Raw genomic sequence first — 18329 nt, 5'->3', positions numbered from 1 at the left:
CGTCTCAAGATTTACGGGATCAGGCGATCCGCGCGCAGCTCCGTGAACAGGTCGAAGAACGCGTCGTCGGTGGGCTGATATTCCTTGAACCCCAGGCGGCGGCTCTTGCTCATGTCCGTCACTACCTCGATCGGGCGGCCGAGATCGGCGTCGGTGTGCCAGGGCGATGCGAGCCGCGACAGGTCAGCCTCGGCCAAACCTTCGCGCGCCGCGATCTCGCGCCAGATGCCCGCATCGTCCTTCATCTGCTCGTCGAGCGTCAGCACGGTACCGTCGAAGGGTGCGGCCTCGATCCCGAACCACTCGGCGATCCGCCCCCACATCCAGCTCCAGCGGAAGACGTCGCCGTTGACGACGTTGAATGCCTCGTTGCGTGCCGCGGAGGTGGTTGCGGCCCAAATCAGGTGGTCCGCGAGCAAAGTCGCGCTGGTCATGTCGGTGAGACCGTTCCACTGCGCCGCCGAGCCTGGAAAGCGGAACGGGCGGCCGGTCTCGCGGCACAGAGCCGCGTAGACCGCGAGCGTGGTGCCCATGTTCATCGCGTTGCCGACCGCCTTGCCGATGATCGTGTGCGGGCGGTGGATGCTCCAGCCGAAGCCGTCCCGCTCCGCCGCCTCGAACACGGCGTCTTCCTGCGCATAGTAGAAGTTCTCAACGTCGAGGCGGCCCTGCTCCTCGCGGAACGGGGTCTGCGGGAGTGCGCCCTTGCCGTACGCCTCGAAAGGCCCAAGGTAATGCTTCAGGCCCGTCACCAGTGCAACGTGGTCGACGCTACCCGCTGGCGAGAGCGCGCCGAGCAGGTTGCGGACCATGCCGCCGTTGACCCGGATGTTCTCCGCCTCGCTGTCTTGACGCGACCAGGTGGCGATGAAGACCGCATCGGGCTTGAGGCCAGTGAGTGCTTTTTCGAGGCTAGCGGGATCCTGGAGATCAGCCGCGACCGGCTGCACGCCGTCCTGTTCGGTCGGGCGCCGCGCGAGTCCGTGGACAGTCCAGCCCGACTCCACCAACGCCGCGGCGGTCGCGCTGCCGACGATTCCGCTCGTTCCCACTACCAATGCCGTCCTGGCCATGTGCAATTCCCGTTATTCCTACGATGTGTTCCGATCCCAAACGCGCCGTAATTTGGAAGGGATCCACCTTACGCCATTTGCGGTGGCGGCGGCCGGGCGATTGTCGCTATGGGGCGCGGATGACCGCATCGGATCTCCAGAGCCTGTTCGTCACCAACCTCGTCCGATACAATAGCGGCGATCGGCGGCGGTGGCGGCTGATCGTCGGCGACGTGAAGGTCTACAGCCTCGCAACGCACGCACATTGCAACTGGGCGGTGACGCCATCGGGCAGCGCAAGCGAGGTCGACTCGGTCGAGCGGCTGGCGGACCGGCTGCGCGAGGATCACCCCATCATTACCGCCGGCTGACGGCAGCATTTCTCAGGAGTAGACCATGGCGAAGCAATATTGGGCGCAGATCATCGAACTCGATGAGGAAATGACCGCCGCGACGATCCCCGGCGCGACCGATCACGAGGATGCGGCGGATTCGCTGGTGGCGGATTTCGTCGGCGCGATGGGCGGCGAGATCACCGAGGGCGCGGTCCGCGTCTGGGTGCAGGGCGGGGTGGAGAAGGTCTACGACTGGAAGGCCGACTTCACGATGCCCGACATGGACGAGATGGGCGACGAGGACGAGATGGAGGTCGAGGGCGAAATCGAGCTGACTGAGCGGGTTTGATTTCGAGCGGCGGCTAAATACACGCGCCACCCCGGCGAAGGCCGGGGCCCAATTGGCAAGGTCGGCGGAACCGAGCGCCGCCGTCCATTAGCGACGTTGCCCAATTGGGCCCCGGCCTTCGCCGGGGTGGTGTTAAGGTACGGTTTGTCCTGCCGGGGCGAGTTCGTGCCAGGTGTGGCCGTCGTGCGCGAGCAGCGCATCGGCTGCGGCCGGGCCGAGCGTGCCGGCTTCGTAGGGCTCGGGCGCGCTGGTATCCTGCGCCCACAGGTCGAGAAACGGCTGCACTGCGGCCCAGCCTGCCTCGATCGCATCCGCCCTCTGGAACAGGGTTTGGTCACCCACGAAAAGGTCGTAAATTAGCGACTCGTAACCGGTCAGGTGGCCGATATCGAACGCGTCGGCGTAGCGGAAATCTAGGGCGATCGGTGCGGTTGCGACTTCGAGGCCGGGGCGTTTGATGTTGATGTCCATGCTCAGCCCCTCGTCGGGCTGGATCTGGATGATCAGGCGGTTGGGCGGCAGCATATCCGCCGCCGCACCCGGGAACGACGCGAACGGCACCGGCTTGAAGGTGATCGCGATCTCGGTATCCCGGCACGTCATCGCCTTGCCGGTGCGCAGGTAGAACGGCACGCCGGCCCAGCGCCACGTATCGACCATCAGCTTCAGCGCGACATAAGTCTCCGCCCTGCTGTCGGGCGCCACGTCGGGCGAGGCGGTGTAGGCGGGGACGTCGACCCCCTTCACCTTGCCCGCGGTATATTGCCCGCGGACGCCGTTGCGCTTCGCCTTGCCGGGCGAATAGACGCGGACGGCTTTGAGCACCTTGCCCTTCTCATTGCGGATCGCCTCGGCGTCGAAGCTCGCCGGCGGCTCCATCGCGACCATCGACAGCAGCTGGAACAGGTGGTTCGGCACCATGTCGCGGAGTGCGCCGGTGCCGTCGTAGAACTTGCCGCGGGTGCCGACGTCGACCGTCTCGGCGGCGGTGATCTGGACGTGCGCGATGCAGTCCGAATTCCAGACGCGCTCGATCATCATGTTGGCAAACCGCGCAGTCATGATGTTCTGGACGGTTTCCTTGCCGAGGAAATGGTCGATCCGGTAGACCTGCGCCTCCGACACGCGCGCGAGGATACGCGCGTTGAGATCGCGGGCAGAGGCGAGGTCGTGGCCGAACGGCTTCTCGATCGCGATCCGGCGGAAGCCGTGCGGCGTCTCCGCCATCAGGCCGTGGTCGGCGAGCTTGTCGACGATCGTTCCGAAGAACTTGGCCGGCACCGCGAAATAGAAGGCAACGTTACCGTTCACCCGCGCCTTGAGCTGCTCGTAGACGTCGTCCGTGGTGAAATCGCCCTGGAGATAGCCGACGCGGTCCTTGAGCCGCGCCCAGGCGTCGCCCTTCTCGCTATCGCCCTCGCCGCCCTTCGCATCGAAGCTGCCGAGTGCGTCGCGGAGCGACTGGTCGTTACCCTCGTCGATACCGACGCCGAGCACATGGAAATCGTTACCGACCAGCCCCAGGCGGGTCATGTTGATCAGCGCCGGCATCAACAGACGGCGGGTCAGATCACCAAAGGCGCCGAAAATCACGAGCGTCGTCGGCGGTGCGGGCTTCACGGACTTGCTCACGAATTCGCCTCGGACATGCATCGACCCTTTCTTCGGTGGTTCCTTCAAACAGCGTAGCGGGCGCCGATGTTCCCGACACCCATTTCCAAGGTGGCATTTCAGGGTGGCATTTCAGGGTGGCGTTTCAGGTGGCGGTGAGGATGTTGTCCCCGAAGGCGCGCGCGTCGACCTCCGCCCAGTCGAGTTCCTCCTGCAGGCGGCGATACACGTCTTCGGCCACCTCGCCCCTGTCGCGCATCTGGTGCAGCACGACCCGCTGGCAGGCGATCATCTCGAGGTGGAGTTCGTCGAATTCGGAGGTCGCCTGCGGATCGTCGGCCTCGGCGGTGACCTTGCTCGCCGCGCCGTAACGAAAGCGCAACGCGTCCGCCGCCTCGCCCGCACGCGCCGGTAGCACTGCAAGCCCGGCGTCGATCAGTCGCTTGCGTGCGGGTGCGATCTCGTCGGCAAGCCCGGTGTCCTCGCCGAGATCCAGGCGCCGGATCAGCGGACCCAGCGTCAGTCCCTGCAGTACGAGCGTGCCGATCACCACGCCGAACGCGGCCAGCACGATCAGGTCACGGCCCGGCACCGACCGTGGCAGTGCGAAGGCGGTGGCCAGCGTCAGCAGGCCACGCATCCCTGACCAGGACAGGATCACCGACGCGTTCCACGGCGGCGGCTTGGGCAACCAGGACGGCGCATAGCGATTGGCGATACCGCCTTCGACGAAGCGGACGAGAAACACCCAGGCGATCCGCGTCGCCAGCACGGTGGCCAGGACCGCGGCGGCAAAGCCGATCGCGGGCCACCGCTCCGCGCTCGGCAGCCGGATCAGGATGTCGCGCGATTGCAGCCCCATCAGTGCGAAGGCGATGATGTTGAGGACGAGGACCGCTGCCGACCAGACCGCGGCGCTCTGCAACCGGTCGCGCGCGGGCTGTTTGATCGGGCGGCGCTGGGACACGATCATGCCAAAGGTGACGACGCCAAGTACCGGCGAAATGTGGAGACGCTCGGCCATCAGCCAGATCCCGAACGTCACGGCGAAATCGGCGAGGCTTGCCCCCAGTGTTCGTGCGAACAGCGGCGTGACGCGAAGATACGCCCACGCCGCCAACGCACCGAAGACGATCCCGCCTGGCACCGCAGCGGCCAGCGCGAGCGGCGTGACGGGCGTATCCGAATGCGTCGCGAACGCACTGGCGAGCCCGAACAACAGCAGCGCGGTGGCGTCGTTGAGCAGGCTTTCCCCCTGCAGCAGCAGCAGGCCGCGACGGGGAATGCCGACTTCGCCCAGTACCGCTTCGGACGCGGCCGCATCGGGCGGCGCGACGATCGCCCCCAGTGCGAACGCGGCCGCGAGCGGTAGCCCGCCGAGCGTCACGCCGACCAGCGCGACCGTCGCCGTGGTGACGAGCACCGCGAACACCGCCAGCGACAGGAGGGGAACCAGAACCGCCGCAACGCGCGGACTGGTGTTGTAGGAGGCGTGAAGCAGCGCCGGGGCGATGAACAGCGCGAGCGCCAGATGCGGTTCGACCGCGATCTTCGGCGCGAACGGTAGCATCGCGAAGCCGAGTCCCGCCACGGCGAGCAACGTCGGATACGGGACGTTCAGCTTGCGCGCGAGGACCAGCAGGACCAGCGCGGCGAGCAGGATGATGTCGAGGGATTCGAAGAGTTGCACCGGGGCGCAACGGTCGGCGCCGCGCTATGGGCCCGATCGCTAGCCTGGCGACAGGGTCTGAGGCCAACCGCCATTCGCCACTTACGATCCTCCCCCTGACGGGGGAGGATCATTGGGTTAGTTTTGCGGGCGCGGGTCCGGGGACTGGGTCGTCGTTACCCCGCCGCCAAGGGCGCGGTAGAGTTCGACCGAGTTGCTGTCGCGGGTCAGGCGCGCGGCAAGCAGGCTTTGCTGCGCGGTGTAGAGCGAGCGTTGCGAGTCGAGCGTGTTGAGGAACGTGTCGATCCCCGCACGGAACCGCAGTTCCGACAGCTTGAACGCACCTGCCGCATTGTCGCGGAGCGAGGTCTGCGCCTGCAACTGCGCGCCGATCGTGCCGCGGCGGGCAAGCGCATCGGCGACTTCGCGGAAGCCCGTTTGGATGCTCTTCTCATAGGTGGCGACCGCGGCGTCGCGCGTCGCCTGGGCGTAGCGGAGATTGCCCTTGTTGCGGCCGAAGTCGAACAAGGTCTGGCTGACCGATGGCGCGACCGACCAGTTCTGCGATCCGTTGCCGAACAGGTTCGACAGCCCGAGGCTGATGGTACCGAAGGCGGCGGTCAGCGAGATGTTCGGGAAGAACGCCGCGCGCGCTGCGCCGATATTGGCATTGGCGGCGATCAGCTGATGCTCGGCCGATGCGATGTCCGGACGACGTAGCAGCACCTGCGACGGCAGGTTGGCGGGCAGGTTCTCCAGCGTCGGGCTGGTCGTATCGAGCCGGGCCGGCAGCATGTCCGCGGTCAGGGTCGTGCCCGCGAGCAGGTTCAACGCGTTCTGGTCCTGCGCGATCAGCGTGGTCGCGTCGGCGATGTCCGAGCGGGCCTGATCGTAGCTGGTGCTCGCCTGGCGCACTTCGAGTTCGGATGCGATGCCGATCCGGAAGCGGTCCTGCGTCAACTTGACGGTCTGGCCGAACGCACGTTCCGTATCGCGCGCGATCTTTAGGCGATCCTGGTCGGCGGCCATCGTCAGCCACTGCGTTGCAATCTCGGCGATCAGCGACACCTGGGCGGCGTTACGGTTTTCCTCCGCCGCGAAATACTGTTCCTGCTGCGCCTGAGTGAGGTTGCGGACGCGGCCGAACAGGTCGATCTGCCACGCCGATATGCCGACGTTCGCCGAATAGATGTCGGCACGACCGCTCGAGACGACGCTGGACCCGGTCCCGCCAGTCCCGCCGCCGGTACCGCCCGTGCCGGTACCGCCCGTACCAGTACCGCCCGTTCCGGTGCCACCCGTCCCGGTGCCGCCGGTACCCGTACCGCCCGCAAGCCCGCCGCCAACCGCGCCGAACGGCGACTTCTGGTAGGTCGCGCTACCGCTTGCCGCGATCGTCGGGAAGAGGTTCGAGCGCTGGACGCTGTATTGCGCGCGAGCCTGCGCAACGTTGGCGACCGCGACGCGGAGGTCGCGGTTGTTTTCCAGCGCGGTGCGGATCACGCGGCGCAGGCGGTCGTCGGTGAAGAACACCTCCCACGACGTGTCCGCCGGCATGATCGCGCCCGCCGCGTCGGTGGCGGCATAGGCGGGCCCTGAAGGCGTCGCCGCCGGCACGGACAATTCGGGCCGGACGTATTTCGAGGCGAGATTACAGCCGGCGAGCGTGAGCCCGGCGGCGAACGTCAGCGCGGTGCGGCTGGAGATCTTGGTCGAGAACATCTGGATCAGGCCTCCTGCGGCCGCTGGTCGTGGGGGGCGTGGTGCCACCGTCACGGTTGTCGTCACGGTTGCCGTCGCGGTCGGGCACCTGGTCGCGGTCCTGCCCCGAGCCGGCCTTGTCTTGCTTGAAGACGCGCTTCACGAGCAGGAAGAACAGCGGCACGAAGAAGATCGCGAGGACGGTCGCGGACAGCATGCCGCCGACCACCGCCCAGCCGATCGCGTTCTGGCCGCCGGCGCCGGCACCGCTCGACAAGGCGAGCGGCAACACGCCGAAGATGAACGCGAACGACGTCATCAGGATCGGGCGAAGGCGAAGCTTGGCCGCCTCGACCGCGGCATCGGCCGCGTTCATCCCGTCGCCCATCTTCTCCTCGGCGAACTCGACGATAAGGATCGCGTTCTTCGCCGCCACGCCGATCGTCGTGATCAGCCCGACCTGGAGGTAGATGTCGTTGTTCAGCCCGAAGATCATTGCCGCACCGACCGCGCCGAGGACGCCGAGCGGCACCACCAGGAGGACGGCGATCGGGATCGACCAGCTCTCGTACAGCGCCGCGAGGCAGAGGAACACGATCAGCAGCGACAGCGCATAGACCGTGGTCGACTGGCCGCCCGACAGGTTTTCCTCGTAGCTGAGGCCGGTCCACTCATAGCCGATGCCGGGGGGCAGCTTGGCCGCCATCTCCTCCATCGCCTTGATCGCGGTGCCGCTGCTGACGCCCGGCGCCGGCGAACCCATGATCTCGAACGAGGCTACGCCGTTGTACCGTTCGAGTCGCGATGGCCCATAGTTCCAGCTCGTCGTCGAGAAGGACGAGAACGGTGCCATCGCGTTGCTGGTCGTGCCGCGGACGTAGAAGTTGCCGAGATCGGCAGGCGTCGTGCGGAACGGCGCGTCGGCCTGCACGAACACCTTCTTCACGCGACCGCGGTCGATGAAGTCGTTGATGTACGCGCCACCGAACGCGGTGCTGACGGTGGTGTTGATGTCTTGCTGGCTGAGGCCGAGCGCGCCAGCCTGTGCCTGGTCGACGTTCAGTTTCAGCTGTGGCGCATCCTCCAGGCCGTTCGGGCGGACCTGCATCAGGCGCTTGTCCTGGCTGGCCATGCCGAGCAGCATGTTGCGCGCTTCGAGGAGTTTCTCGTGACCGACGCCGGCATTGTCCTTCAGCATGAAGTCGAAGCCGTTGGCGTTACCGAGTTCCTGCACGGCGGGCGGCACGAAGCCGATCACCATGCCGGCACGGATTCCGGCCAGCGCCTGATTGGCACGGGCCGCGACCGCAGCGACGCCGTTCTCTGCGCCGCTACGATCTTCCCACGGCTTCAGCTGGATGAAGGCGATGCCGACATTCTGGCCCTGACCGACGAAGCCGAAGCCGCTGATCGTGAAGATGCCCGCGGTGTTGGCTTTCTCGTCGATCATGAAGTGATCGCGGACCTTGTCCATCGTCCGTGCGGTCTCCTCCATCGGCGTACCCGACGGCATCGAGACCTGTGCGAACATCACGCCCTGATCTTCCTCGGGGAGGAAGCCCGACGGCAGGCGCACGAAGATGAAGGCCATCGCGACGACGATCACGGCATAGACCAGCATCGTGCGGACCCAGCCCTTCTCGACGCGGCGCAGGCCGTTGCCGTACTTGCCGACGCCCTTGTCGAAGGTGCGGTTGAACCAGCCGAAGAAGCCCTTCTTCTCGCTATGACCTTCCTTGGCAGGCTTCAGGATCGTCGCGCAAAGCGCAGGCGTCAGAATCAACGCGACCAGCACCGACAGCGCCATCGACGACACGATGGTGATCGAGAACTGGCGGAAGATCACGCCGGTCGAGCCGCTGAAGAACGCCATCGGCAGGAACACCGCCGACAGAACGAGGCCGATGCCGACCAGCGCGCCGCTGATCTCGTCCATCGACTTCTTGGCGGCTTCCTTGGGACTGAGCCCTTCCTCCTGGATCAGGCGCTCGACGTTCTCGACGACGACGATCGCGTCATCGACGAGCAGACCGATCGCCAGCACCATGCCGAACAAGGTCAGCGTGTTGATCGTGAACCCCGCGACCTGGAGCACGGCGAGCGAGCCGAGCAACACGACCGGGACCGCGATCGTCGGGATCAGCGTGGCGCGGAAGTTCTGGAGGAACAGGAACATCACGAGGAAGACGAGGACAATCGCCTCGATCAGCGTGTGGATGACCTGCTCGACCGACAGCCGCACGAACGTCGAGTTGTCGATCGGGAACGCGACCTTGACGTCGGGCGGGAACTGCTTGGCGATCCGGTTCACCTCGGCCTTCACCAGCTTGACGGTATCGAGCGCGTTGGCACCCGGTGCCAGCTTCACGCCGAAGCCCGCCGCCTGCTTGCCGTTATAGCGTGCCTGGAAGCTGTAGTTCTCCGAACCCATTTCGACGCGGGCGACGTCCGACAGGCGCACGGTCGCGCCGCTGGTCGCCGAGCGGACGATGATCGCACGGAACTGCTCTGGCGTCTGGAGACGCGATTGCGCGGTCACGGTCGCGTTGAGCGACTGGCCCTTCACGGCAGGCAGACTGCCGACCTGGCCGGCCGAGACCTGGGCGTTCTGCGCGGTCAGTGCGGAGGTGATGTCGGTGACGGTGACGCCGAGGTTCGACATCTTGAACGGGTCGACCCAGATCCGCATCGAATATTGCGCGCCGAACACCTGCGTGTCGCCGACGCCCTTGATGCGGCTCAGCGGATCCTGGAGCTTCGAGGCGATCATGTCGCCGAGATCGACCTGGTCGTGGTCGCCGTTTTCCGAATAGGCGGCGATGATGAGCAGGAAGTTGGCGGTCGCCTTGGTCACGCGAAGACCCGCCTGCTGCACTTCCTGCGGCAGGAGGGAGTCGCCTGCTGCAGCTTGTTCTGCACCTGGACTTGCGCGATGTCGGGATCGGTGCCCTGCTCGAAGGTGAGCGTGATCGCGAGGTTGCCCGAGCCGTCCGAGGTCGAGGCGAAGTAGCGAAGGTTGTCGATGCCCTTCATCTGCTGCTCGATGATCTGCGTCGTCGTGTTCTCGAGCGTCTGTGCGTCGGCGCCCGGATAAGACGTCGCGACCGTCACCTTGGGGGCGGCGATCTCAGGGAACTGCGCGATCGGCAGCGACCGGATCGCGAGGATACCGGCCAGCATCAGGATGATGGCGATGACCCACGCGAAGATGGGTCGATCGATGAAATAGCGTGACATGGGCGGTTACTTCCCGGCCTGCGCGGAACTGTTGCTGGTCGCACCGGACGCGTCGCCGCCTCCGGGTGCAGCGCCGGCGGGCTTGGCGACCTGCTGCGGGGCAGCGGGCTTGACGGTCGAGCCGGGACGCAGGTTGAGCAGGCCCTCGACGATCAGCTTGTCGCCGGGCTTCAGGCCGCTGGTGACGATCCACTTGTCGCCGATCACGCGATCGGTGGTGACATTACGCTGCTCGACCTTGTTCTGCGCGTTGACGACCAAGGCGGTCGCACCGCCGCGCGGATCGCGGGTGATGCCGGCGGTCGGTGCCATGATCGCCTGGCGGCGAGTCCCTTCGACCAGCTTGGCGCGGACGTACATGCCGGGCAGCAACAGGCCGTTGGGATTGGGGAACGTCGCACGCAGCGTCACCGCGCCGGTGGTCTGGTCGACGGTGACTTCGGCGAACTGGAGGCGACCCTCGATCGGATAGGTCGTGCCGTTCGGCAGGATCAGCTGGACGCGCGCGCTGCCGTCGCCGCGGGTCACGCCGCCGCTTGCCATCGCCTGCTTCAGATCGAGCAGCTGCGCCGCCGACTGGACGACGTCGACATAGACGGTGTTGGTGCGCTGGATCGTCGCGAGCGGATCGGTCTGGCCCATCTGGACCAGCGCGCCGACGGTCACGAGAGACCGGCCGATGCGACCCGAGATCGGTGCCTTGATCCGCGTGAAGCCAAGATTGACGCGCGCCGACTGGACCGCTGCCTGCTGCGCTGCAACATTGGCGCGAGCCTGTTGTGCGGAGGCATTTGCGTTGTCCGCTTCCTGCTTGCTGACCGCGTTCAGCTGCACAAGCTGGCCGTAGCGCTGCGCCTGGAGGCGGGTCGCGTTGATCTGCGACTGGGCCGCGCCGAGCTGCCCCTGCGCGCTGGCGAGTGCGGCGCGATAGGGGGCGTCCTCGATCGCGTAGAGCACCTGGCCCTTGCTGACCATCGCGCCCTCGGTGAACAGCCGATCGCGGACCACGCCGCTGACCTGCGGACGGACTTCCGACGTCTCTACCGCGGCGATACGCCCGGGGAGCTCGGAGGTTAGCACGACCGCTTCCTCACCGACGGTAACGACGCCGACGGTCGGTGTAGGCGGAGGCGGCGGAGCCTGCTCCTTGCCGCAAGCCGACAGCAGGGCGAGCGCGAAGAGCGCCACCGATCCCTTGAGGTTCAATTGCTGCATGTTAAGCATCCCGACGTCCGTGCAGATTAGGTTCACCGGAATGAACGTTCATTCCGCTTGCTTGCCCGCTAGGATTGTGCGAGCGGCCGGTCAACCAAAAACGCGTCGGGAATATAGTTTTGAGTGCAGTGCAGCATGAGATGGGAAGCCGGGAGCGCATCGTCGCCGCAGCTCGTCATCTGTTTGCGACCCAAGGGTTTCACCAGACGCCGATGTCCGAACTGGCCGTTGCGGCGGGTGTGTCGGTCGGTCAGATCTATCGCCTGTTTACCGGCAAGAACGCCGTGATCCAGGCGATCGTGATGGAAGATGCGGCGGCGAAGATGGCCGAATTGCAGACGATGAACGACTCGGTCAAATCGGAACGATTCTCGATCGAAGAAGGGTTCGTTGAACTGGCACGGCGTGCGTTGTCGAAGGGTGACGAGGCGCTCTCGTTCGAGATCATGGCAGAGGCGCATCGCAATGCCGACGTCGCCGACACGATCGCCGACCTGTGCCGCGATTTCCGGCGGATGATCCGCGAGCTCGCCTGCGTCGCCAACCCGGACTTGCAGGAGAATGAACTGGAAGGCGCCGAGGAGCTGATTCTCGCCTTCATGTTCGGGCTCGGCCACCGGACCCTGTCGCGCCCGCGGCTGTCCGAGGACCAGACGGCGCGGCTGACGGGACGGATGATCCTGGCCGCGGTACGCGCTCTATAGGTGCAACGTTTGCGAGCACGATGATCGCTCCTACATAGCCCCTGCCCCCGACCGATGCGGGGCGGACCACGGCTAGGAAGCGACATGACCAGAACCGTCCTCATCACCGGCGCGACCTCGGGAATCGGCGAGGCCGCCGCGCACGCGTTCGCGAAGGCTGGCTGGCGCGTGATTGCGACCGGGCGCCGTGCCGAACGGCTGGAGGCGCTGGTCGCCGCCCTCGGCGCGGACAAGGTCCATCCGGCGGTCTTCGACGTGTGCGACGAGCGCGCGCGTGATGCCGCACTCGACGCGCTGCCCGAGGCGTTTCGCGACGTCGATCTGCTCATCAACAATGCCGGACTGGCGCTGGGGACGAAGCCCGCGGACCAGGCGGAAGTCGATCAGTGGAAGACGATGATCGCAACCAACGTCACCGCGCTCGTATCGCTCACGCACAAGATGCTGCCGGGGCTGATCGCGCGGAAGGGTGCGGTGATCAACATCTCGTCGGTGGCGGCAACCTATCCGTATACGGGTGGCAATGTGTACGGCGGCACCAAGGCGTTCGTCGAACAATTCTCGCTCGGGCTTCGATCCGATCTCCATGGCAAGGGCGTGCGCGTCACATCGATCGAGCCGGGCATGATCGAAACCGAATTCACGCTCGTCCGCACCGCCGGCGATCAGGCCGCCTCGGACACGCTGTATGGCGGCGCCGATCCGATGACCGGAGGCGACCTTGCCGCGACGCTGTTGTGGATCGCCGAACTGCCGCCGCATCTGAACATCAACCGGCTCGAGATCATGCCGGTGAGCCAGTCGTTTGCAGGGTTTCAGGTGGCGCGAAATAGCTGAGGGACAGCGCCCCTCGTCGAACGCCGCGAGCTATGAGCTTTTACAATCGCTGGCGTGCAGCGCTGAGAGCTCGCCGCCCATCGCGTTGGGATCATTGGGCTTTTGAGGTAGGTGTCGATCACGATACGCGATCGATCGACGACGCGAACTATCACTTAACCATGCCGCCCGTATGCAGCGTCATGACCCACCGCCCTACCTCCGCGACAGATAGACCTCAAAATGGATCTATTCCGACCGGGCCTGAGCGATCGTCGGACGGCGTGCCATCCGCACTCGCGATCCTGGACATGCTGCCGGGGCTGGTCGCGTATTTCGATCGGGACCTGACCTATCGCTACGCCAACGCGACCTACGCAGCGTGGCGCGGGATCGCGCCCGACCAGATCGTTGGACGGCATTGTCGCGAGATCGTCGGCGAGGGTAACTTTCCGACCGTGCTGCCGCGGTTGACCGAAGCATTGGCCGGCACACCCGTGACGTACGAATATACGCTGTTCGATGGGGGCGACGCGCGCCGCGTCCAGGGAAGCTACGTCCCCGATGTCGATGCCGATGGGGTCATCCGTGGTGTCGTCGTGCTGGTGACCGATATCAGCGTCCGGCGCGATCTCGAGGCCCGCATCGCCGAGAAGGAGATCATGTTCAACGATGCGTTCGAGCATGCCCCTGTCGGCATGGCGGTCACCAATGCCGATGGGCGGATGGAACGCGTAAACGCTGCGTTCGCCGCCATGCTCGGGCTAACGGTCGTCCAGCTTGCGGGTCTCGATTTCCGGACGATCACGCATCCCGACGATCAGGAGGCCGACGCACGGCTGTTCGCCGAGGTCGTGGCAGGCGGGCGGGACGACTACACGCTCGAAAAGCGCTATATTCACAAGAACGGCGAACCGGTCCATGCGTCGCTCGCGGTATCGGCCGTCCGCGCGCCCGACGGCGCGCTGATCCGGGTAATCGCGCATATCCAGGACGTCACCGAGCGACGGCGCGCCGATCGCGCGCTCCAAGAGATCAACGCGCGGATGACGCTGGCCATGGAGGCGGTACGCGGCGGCTTCTGGCACATCGATGTGGAAACCAAACGGTTCGAAACCTCCCCGAGTTTCTCGCGCTTCGTGCGTGGACCGGAAAGGTCAGGGCCGATCGGTCTCGATACGTATGGCGACTATATCGCGCCTGCCAACCGCGATGCGGCGTCGGTCCAGACCTTGCTCGACGGTGAGATCGACAACGCCTCCGTCGAATATGAATTGTCGACGATCAATGGCCCGCGCTGGATGCGGTGCGATCGCAAGCTGCTTCGGGCCGCCGATGGCAGTCCGTTGCGGATCGTCGGCGTGACGATCGACATCTCCGAAGATCGGGAACGCCAGTTGCGCGCGGTCGTCGCCGCGGAAACGGACCCGTTGACGGGATTGCTCAATCGCCGCGGTCTCGATCAGCGCCTCGCGCAGACCAGTCCCGGCGTGGCGGTCGGCATCATCGCGATCGACCTGGACCGGTTCAAGGCGATCAACGATCGCTTTGGGCATAGTGTCGGCGATACGGTTCTGGTCGAGGTCGCGAGGCGTCTGCGCAGGGCCGTCCGCGCCAGCGACCATCTCGCGCGTCTGGGGGGCGACGAGTTTGCCGTCCTGTTGCCCGACGCCGACGACGCCCGGCTGTCCGTCGTCGCCAATCGTATCGAACGCGCATTGTGCGAGCGGATGACCAGCGACGGCATCACGCTTCCGGTCGGAGGCAGTGTCGGGGCGGTGCTTATGGATGGCTCGACGACAAGCTCCGCCGTTCAGAACTTCGCTGCAGCCTGGGGACGCGCCGATGCGGCGCTATACGCAGCAAAACGTGATCGCACCGCGCGCAGTATCCGCCTGGTCTAACTTATGTTATACGCATGGTGACTAATATTCACATTCACTTAAGTCATATTTGACAGAGTGTTGCCATGACTGAACTGGTAAACGAAGCGGCGCGGCTCGACGCTCTCAGGCAGCTCGATATCCTCGACAGCCCTCCCAGCGAGAGTTTCGACCGTATCACGCGGATGGCGAGCCAGATTTTCGGGCTGCCCGTCTCTGCCATCTCGTTGACGGACGACGATCGCCAGTGGTTCAAATCCCGGGTCGGTATCGAGCACACCGAACTCAGTCGCGACCGTGCACCGTGTGCAGAGGTCGCCGAGACCACCAAGCCTCTCGTCATCCCCGATTTGCTCGATCATCCGTTCTATGCCTCGAGCCAACTCGCCAGTTCGGGCACCCGGTTCTACGCCGGGGCGCCCCTCACGACTCGCGATGGCTATGGTTTGGGCTCGTTGTGCGTGCTCGGCTCGGAACCGCGGACCGCAACCACCGCCGAGATGGGAGCGCTGCGCGATCTTGCGGCGATGGCGATGGCGCAGATCGAGCTGCAACATGCATTTGGCCGGATCGATCCGATCAGCGGGTTGCCGAACCGCCAGCAGTTTCTCGACGATCTCGCCGACCTGACGCGCGATCACTGCGGCGAGCGCCGCCTGCTGGTGATGCTCGATCTGGCGAGGACCGATCAGATCGACAACATGACCCGCGTGCTCGGCTCCGAGCATGTCGTTGAAATGGTCAAGACCGCCGCGCTGCAACTCCGCGACGCATTGTCTGCAAATCGTCGCGCGTACCATGTCGCCGCGACGCAGTTCGTGTTCTTCGCCGAACCCGATGTGGATGATGCCGCCTATGTCACGCTGCTGACGGACAAGGTCGCGGATTGCAGCGTGAAATCGTCGCTGCGTTTTGCCACCACCGGCGCGGTGGGCGTTGCGCCGATCACGCTCGGCATGGTCGAACCGACCGACGTCCTGCGGTTCGCGCACGGTGCCGCGCAGGATGCGCGGGCACAGGAAGCCACCGTGTGCTTCTTCTCGTCGGCGAACGACACCGCGCATCGCCGTCGCTACGAACTGCTGCGCGACTTCGAGGCGGCGTTGGCGAGCGAGGATCAGTTGAGCCTGGTGTATCAACCCCGGGTCGACCTGGTGTCCCGCCAATGCCTTGGTGCCGAAGTGCTGTTGCGCTGGACGCATCCGGTACTGGGCGACGTGTCGCCCGCCGAGTTCATCCCGTTGATCGAACAGACCTGGCACGCCAAACCGCTGACTCACTGGGTCGTCGATCGGGCGCTGGAACAACTCGGTCGCTGGATTGCCGAAGGCTTTACAGGTAATTTGTCGATCAATCTGTCGGCGAACAATCTCGAGGAACCCGATTTCGCTGCGCGGGTCCAGCTGCTGCTGCTCAAGCACCGGATCCGTGCCGAGCGGATTGAGCTCGAGGTTACCGAAAGCGCGATCATGCGGAACGTCGCGCAGGCGCGCGAACAGCTTGCCGCCCTCCGGGACGCCGGGGTGCGTTTGGCGATCGACGATTTCGGCACCGGCTACAGCAGTCTCGCCTATCTTCAGCAATTGCCCGTCGACGTCGTCAAGATCGACCAGAGCTTCATGCGCGATCTCGATGCGACCATCAGCGGCGGCGACGAACAGACGCTCGTCCGAACGATGATCCGGTTATCGCACGAACTCGGCTACCGCGTGGTTGCCGAAGGCGTCGAGACCGAGGGCGTCGCGGCCTGCCTCTCGACGATGGAGTGCGACGAGGCGCAGGGGTTCCTGTTCGCGCGACCGATGCCGGCAGAGCCGTTCCGCGCATGGTGCATCGCGCATCCGGGGGATCCGGCGACGACGCCCCGCGCCGCCGCCTGAGACTTGCGGCCGATCCGATACCCTGGTCAGGCGCCGCTGACGTCGGCGATAAACAGATAGCCCTTCCCGCGGACCGTACGGATGATCTCGGTCCGGTCGAAGGCCGCCAATTTGCGGCGGAGACGGCTGATGTTGACGTCAATCGTGCGATCCTTCGACGACGTATCCGCACGCCCCGACAGCGCGATCATGTCTTCGCGCGTGTGGACCGCATGGGGATGCGTGACAAAGGCATCCATCATCTGGAACTCGCCCTCGGTCAGCGACACGATCTCGCCGCCGGGCGCCTGCAACGACCGCATCCGGCAATTGAGCGTCCAGCCTGCAAACCGATAGGTCGTATGGAATCGCGGCGTGTCACCCGCCTCGACCATGCCACCGATGTCCGTACCGAGAGGCACCGTCCGATTGCGCCGCCGCAGCACCGATCGAATCCGCGCGAGAATTTCGCGCGGGGTCGATGGCTTCGTCACGTAATCGTCCGCGCCCATCTCCAGGGCGACCACGCGGTCGACCTCGCTCGACAAGGCCGACAGCATGATGACACCGGGCGGATCGTCGGACTGGGCAAGCCCGCGCAGGACGGACAGGCCATCCTCGCCGGGCATCATCATGTCGAGGATGACGAGATCGCAGGGCCGCTGGACGAGACGGGCGCGCAACGCCGCCCCGCTCGACACCGCCTCGACACCCAACCCGTTGTCGACGAGGAACTCGGTGAGAAGCTCGCGAAGACCGGGGTCGTCGTCGACGATGATGACCCGGGCCGACTGGTAGCCGGCATCGTCCGCGGGCTCGTGGATCGCGTCGTCCTGCCACGCGGCGATGTGCGGCGGGCGGGCGGATACGGGTTCGTAATGTTGGGAAACGTTCATCGCCGGCGACTTTCGGGGAGAGGGAGACGGTGAGCCATGCGTCCTGCCCTGCACCCGGTGTTTGTCCGGGATGTTTCCCGATGTGACACCGCCCGCCCCGCTTTGAAACATTGGAGGGCTGGCGTTATCCTAACCTATGTTGCTGCAACGAAAAGATGCGGGACGACGCGCTTTGGCGCATGCAGAAATATCGCGAACACACGCGCTCGCTAGGATCGTCGCATGATGCCGAACCCTGCCCCCGAATCGCTCGCCCCGGCCCCTGACGGCGTGGTGCCGAAACCGACGCTGCTGGTGGTCGACGACGATCACATGATCCGCACGCTGCTGGCGCAAAGCCTGGGCATGCATGGCTATAACGTCGAGACCGCGACGAGCGCGCAGGAGATGGACAGCGTGCTGGCCCGCCAGTCGGTATCGCTGATCCTGCTCGACGTGATGATGCCCGGCGAGGACGGCCTGTCGGTCTGCCGTCGCCTGGCGCGTGCGGCCGGGCCGCCGGTGGTGATGCTGAGCGCACTGGGCGCGGAGCCCGACCGTATCCTGGGGCTCGAGATCGGCGCCAGCCACTATCTGACCAAGCCGTGCAGCCCGCGCGAAATCCTCGCGACGGTCCGCGCGGCGTTGCGCGCCCGCGAAATCCAGGACGCCAGCGAGGGGCGTTCCTACGGTTTTCTCGGGTGGCGCGTCGATTTCGCCGCGCACGAACTGTTCGATGCGGAAAATACGCTGATCGATCTTACGGATGGCGAGTTTGCGGTGCTGCGTGCGTTTGTCGAGCGGCCCCGCCGCGTCCTGGCGCGCGACGCACTGCTGGAAGCGGCACGCGGGCCCGACACCGATGCCTTCGACCGCGCGATCGACGTCCAGGTCAGTCGCCTGCGCCGCAAGCTCCGCTCCCGCGGTGACGACATCATCCGGACGATCCGCAACGAAGGGTATTTCTTCGTGCCACGCGTGGTCCGGCTGTGAACCAAGCCGTCGACGCTCCCCCAAGCCGAT

13 protein-coding genes and 1 pseudogene are annotated in these 18329 nt (G+C 65.6%); 7 read left to right on the top strand and 7 right to left on the bottom strand.

The window, feature by feature from the left end; translation table 11 throughout:
• Positions 1 to 11: 11 nt before the first annotated feature.
• Positions 12 to 1073 carry an SDR family oxidoreductase gene (locus QP181_RS01515; protein ID WP_333927341.1) on the bottom strand — a complete coding sequence of 354 codons (1062 nt, stop codon included), beginning with the start codon at positions 1071 to 1073 and terminating at the stop codon, positions 12 to 14.
• 119 nt (positions 1074 to 1192) lie between these two features.
• Between QP181_RS01515 and QP181_RS01510 the strand changes: the two genes are divergently transcribed.
• Positions 1193 to 1423, top strand: a complete 231-nt coding sequence (locus tag QP181_RS01510; RefSeq protein ID WP_333927340.1) for a hypothetical protein — start codon at positions 1193 to 1195, stop codon at positions 1421 to 1423.
• A 25-nt stretch (positions 1424 to 1448) separates the two neighbouring features.
• Positions 1449 to 1736, top strand: coding sequence for a hypothetical protein (locus QP181_RS01505; RefSeq protein WP_131585933.1), 288 nt, complete (start codon positions 1449 to 1451; stop codon positions 1734 to 1736).
• Between the two features lie 132 nt (positions 1737 to 1868).
• Here QP181_RS01505 and zwf read toward each other — a convergent pair whose 3' ends face one another.
• From zwf to QP181_RS01480, 5 genes and pseudogenes are all read right to left on the bottom strand, one after another.
• Complete coding sequence (zwf, locus tag QP181_RS01500; protein WP_333927339.1) at positions 1869 to 3368, bottom strand: glucose-6-phosphate dehydrogenase; 1500 nt, start codon at positions 3366 to 3368, stop codon at positions 1869 to 1871.
• Between the two features lie 124 nt (positions 3369 to 3492).
• Positions 3493 to 5037: a cation:proton antiporter gene (locus QP181_RS01495; RefSeq protein ID WP_333927338.1), complete on the bottom strand. Its 1545-nt coding sequence runs from the start codon at positions 5035 to 5037 to the stop codon at positions 3493 to 3495.
• Between the two features lie 117 nt (positions 5038 to 5154).
• Positions 5155 to 6738 carry an efflux transporter outer membrane subunit gene (locus QP181_RS01490; RefSeq protein ID WP_333927337.1) on the bottom strand — a complete coding sequence of 528 codons (1584 nt, stop codon included), beginning with the start codon at positions 6736 to 6738 and terminating at the stop codon, positions 5155 to 5157.
• Positions 6668 to 9954: pseudogene (locus tag QP181_RS01485) on the bottom strand (efflux RND transporter permease subunit). Before QP181_RS01485 ends, QP181_RS01490 begins: the two are co-directional and overlap by 71 nt.
• Positions 9955 to 9960: 6 nt before the next feature.
• A complete protein-coding gene (locus QP181_RS01480; protein WP_333929525.1) occupies positions 9961 to 11169 on the bottom strand; it encodes an efflux RND transporter periplasmic adaptor subunit in 1209 nt (402 codons plus the stop codon).
• A gap of 140 nt (positions 11170 to 11309) precedes the next feature.
• Between QP181_RS01480 and QP181_RS01475 the strand changes: the two genes are divergently transcribed.
• From QP181_RS01475 to QP181_RS01460, 4 genes are all read left to right on the top strand, one after another.
• Entirely contained in the window at positions 11310 to 11873 is a 564-nt protein-coding gene (locus QP181_RS01475) for a TetR/AcrR family transcriptional regulator (protein ID WP_333921895.1), read from the top strand.
• 84 nt (positions 11874 to 11957) lie between these two features.
• Positions 11958 to 12710 (top strand): SDR family NAD(P)-dependent oxidoreductase, encoded by a 753-nt coding sequence (locus QP181_RS01470; protein ID WP_333927336.1) that lies wholly within the window; start codon positions 11958 to 11960, stop codon positions 12708 to 12710.
• Between the two features lie 263 nt (positions 12711 to 12973).
• Entirely contained in the window at positions 12974 to 14593 is a 1620-nt protein-coding gene (locus QP181_RS01465; protein ID WP_333927335.1) for a GGDEF and EAL domain-containing protein, read from the top strand.
• A gap of 65 nt (positions 14594 to 14658) precedes the next feature.
• Positions 14659 to 16452, top strand: coding sequence for a sensor domain-containing phosphodiesterase (locus tag QP181_RS01460; RefSeq protein WP_333927334.1), 1794 nt, complete (start codon positions 14659 to 14661; stop codon positions 16450 to 16452).
• A 26-nt stretch (positions 16453 to 16478) separates the two neighbouring features.
• On the opposite strand, the gene QP181_RS01455 is transcribed toward QP181_RS01460, so the two are convergent.
• Positions 16479 to 17327, bottom strand: a complete 849-nt coding sequence (locus tag QP181_RS01455) for a response regulator (protein WP_333927333.1) — start codon at positions 17325 to 17327, stop codon at positions 16479 to 16481.
• A 225-nt stretch (positions 17328 to 17552) separates the two neighbouring features.
• Between QP181_RS01455 and QP181_RS01450 the strand changes: the two genes are divergently transcribed.
• Positions 17553 to 18299: a response regulator gene (locus QP181_RS01450; protein ID WP_207901247.1), complete on the top strand. Its 747-nt coding sequence runs from the start codon at positions 17553 to 17555 to the stop codon at positions 18297 to 18299.
• The last annotated feature ends 30 nt before the right edge of the window (positions 18300 to 18329 follow it).

The organism is Sphingomonas sp. LR55 (assembly GCF_036856015.1).
Lineage (GTDB): Bacteria > Pseudomonadota > Alphaproteobacteria > Sphingomonadales > Sphingomonadaceae > Sphingomonas.
This window is presented reverse-complemented; position numbering and strand designations above follow the sequence as displayed.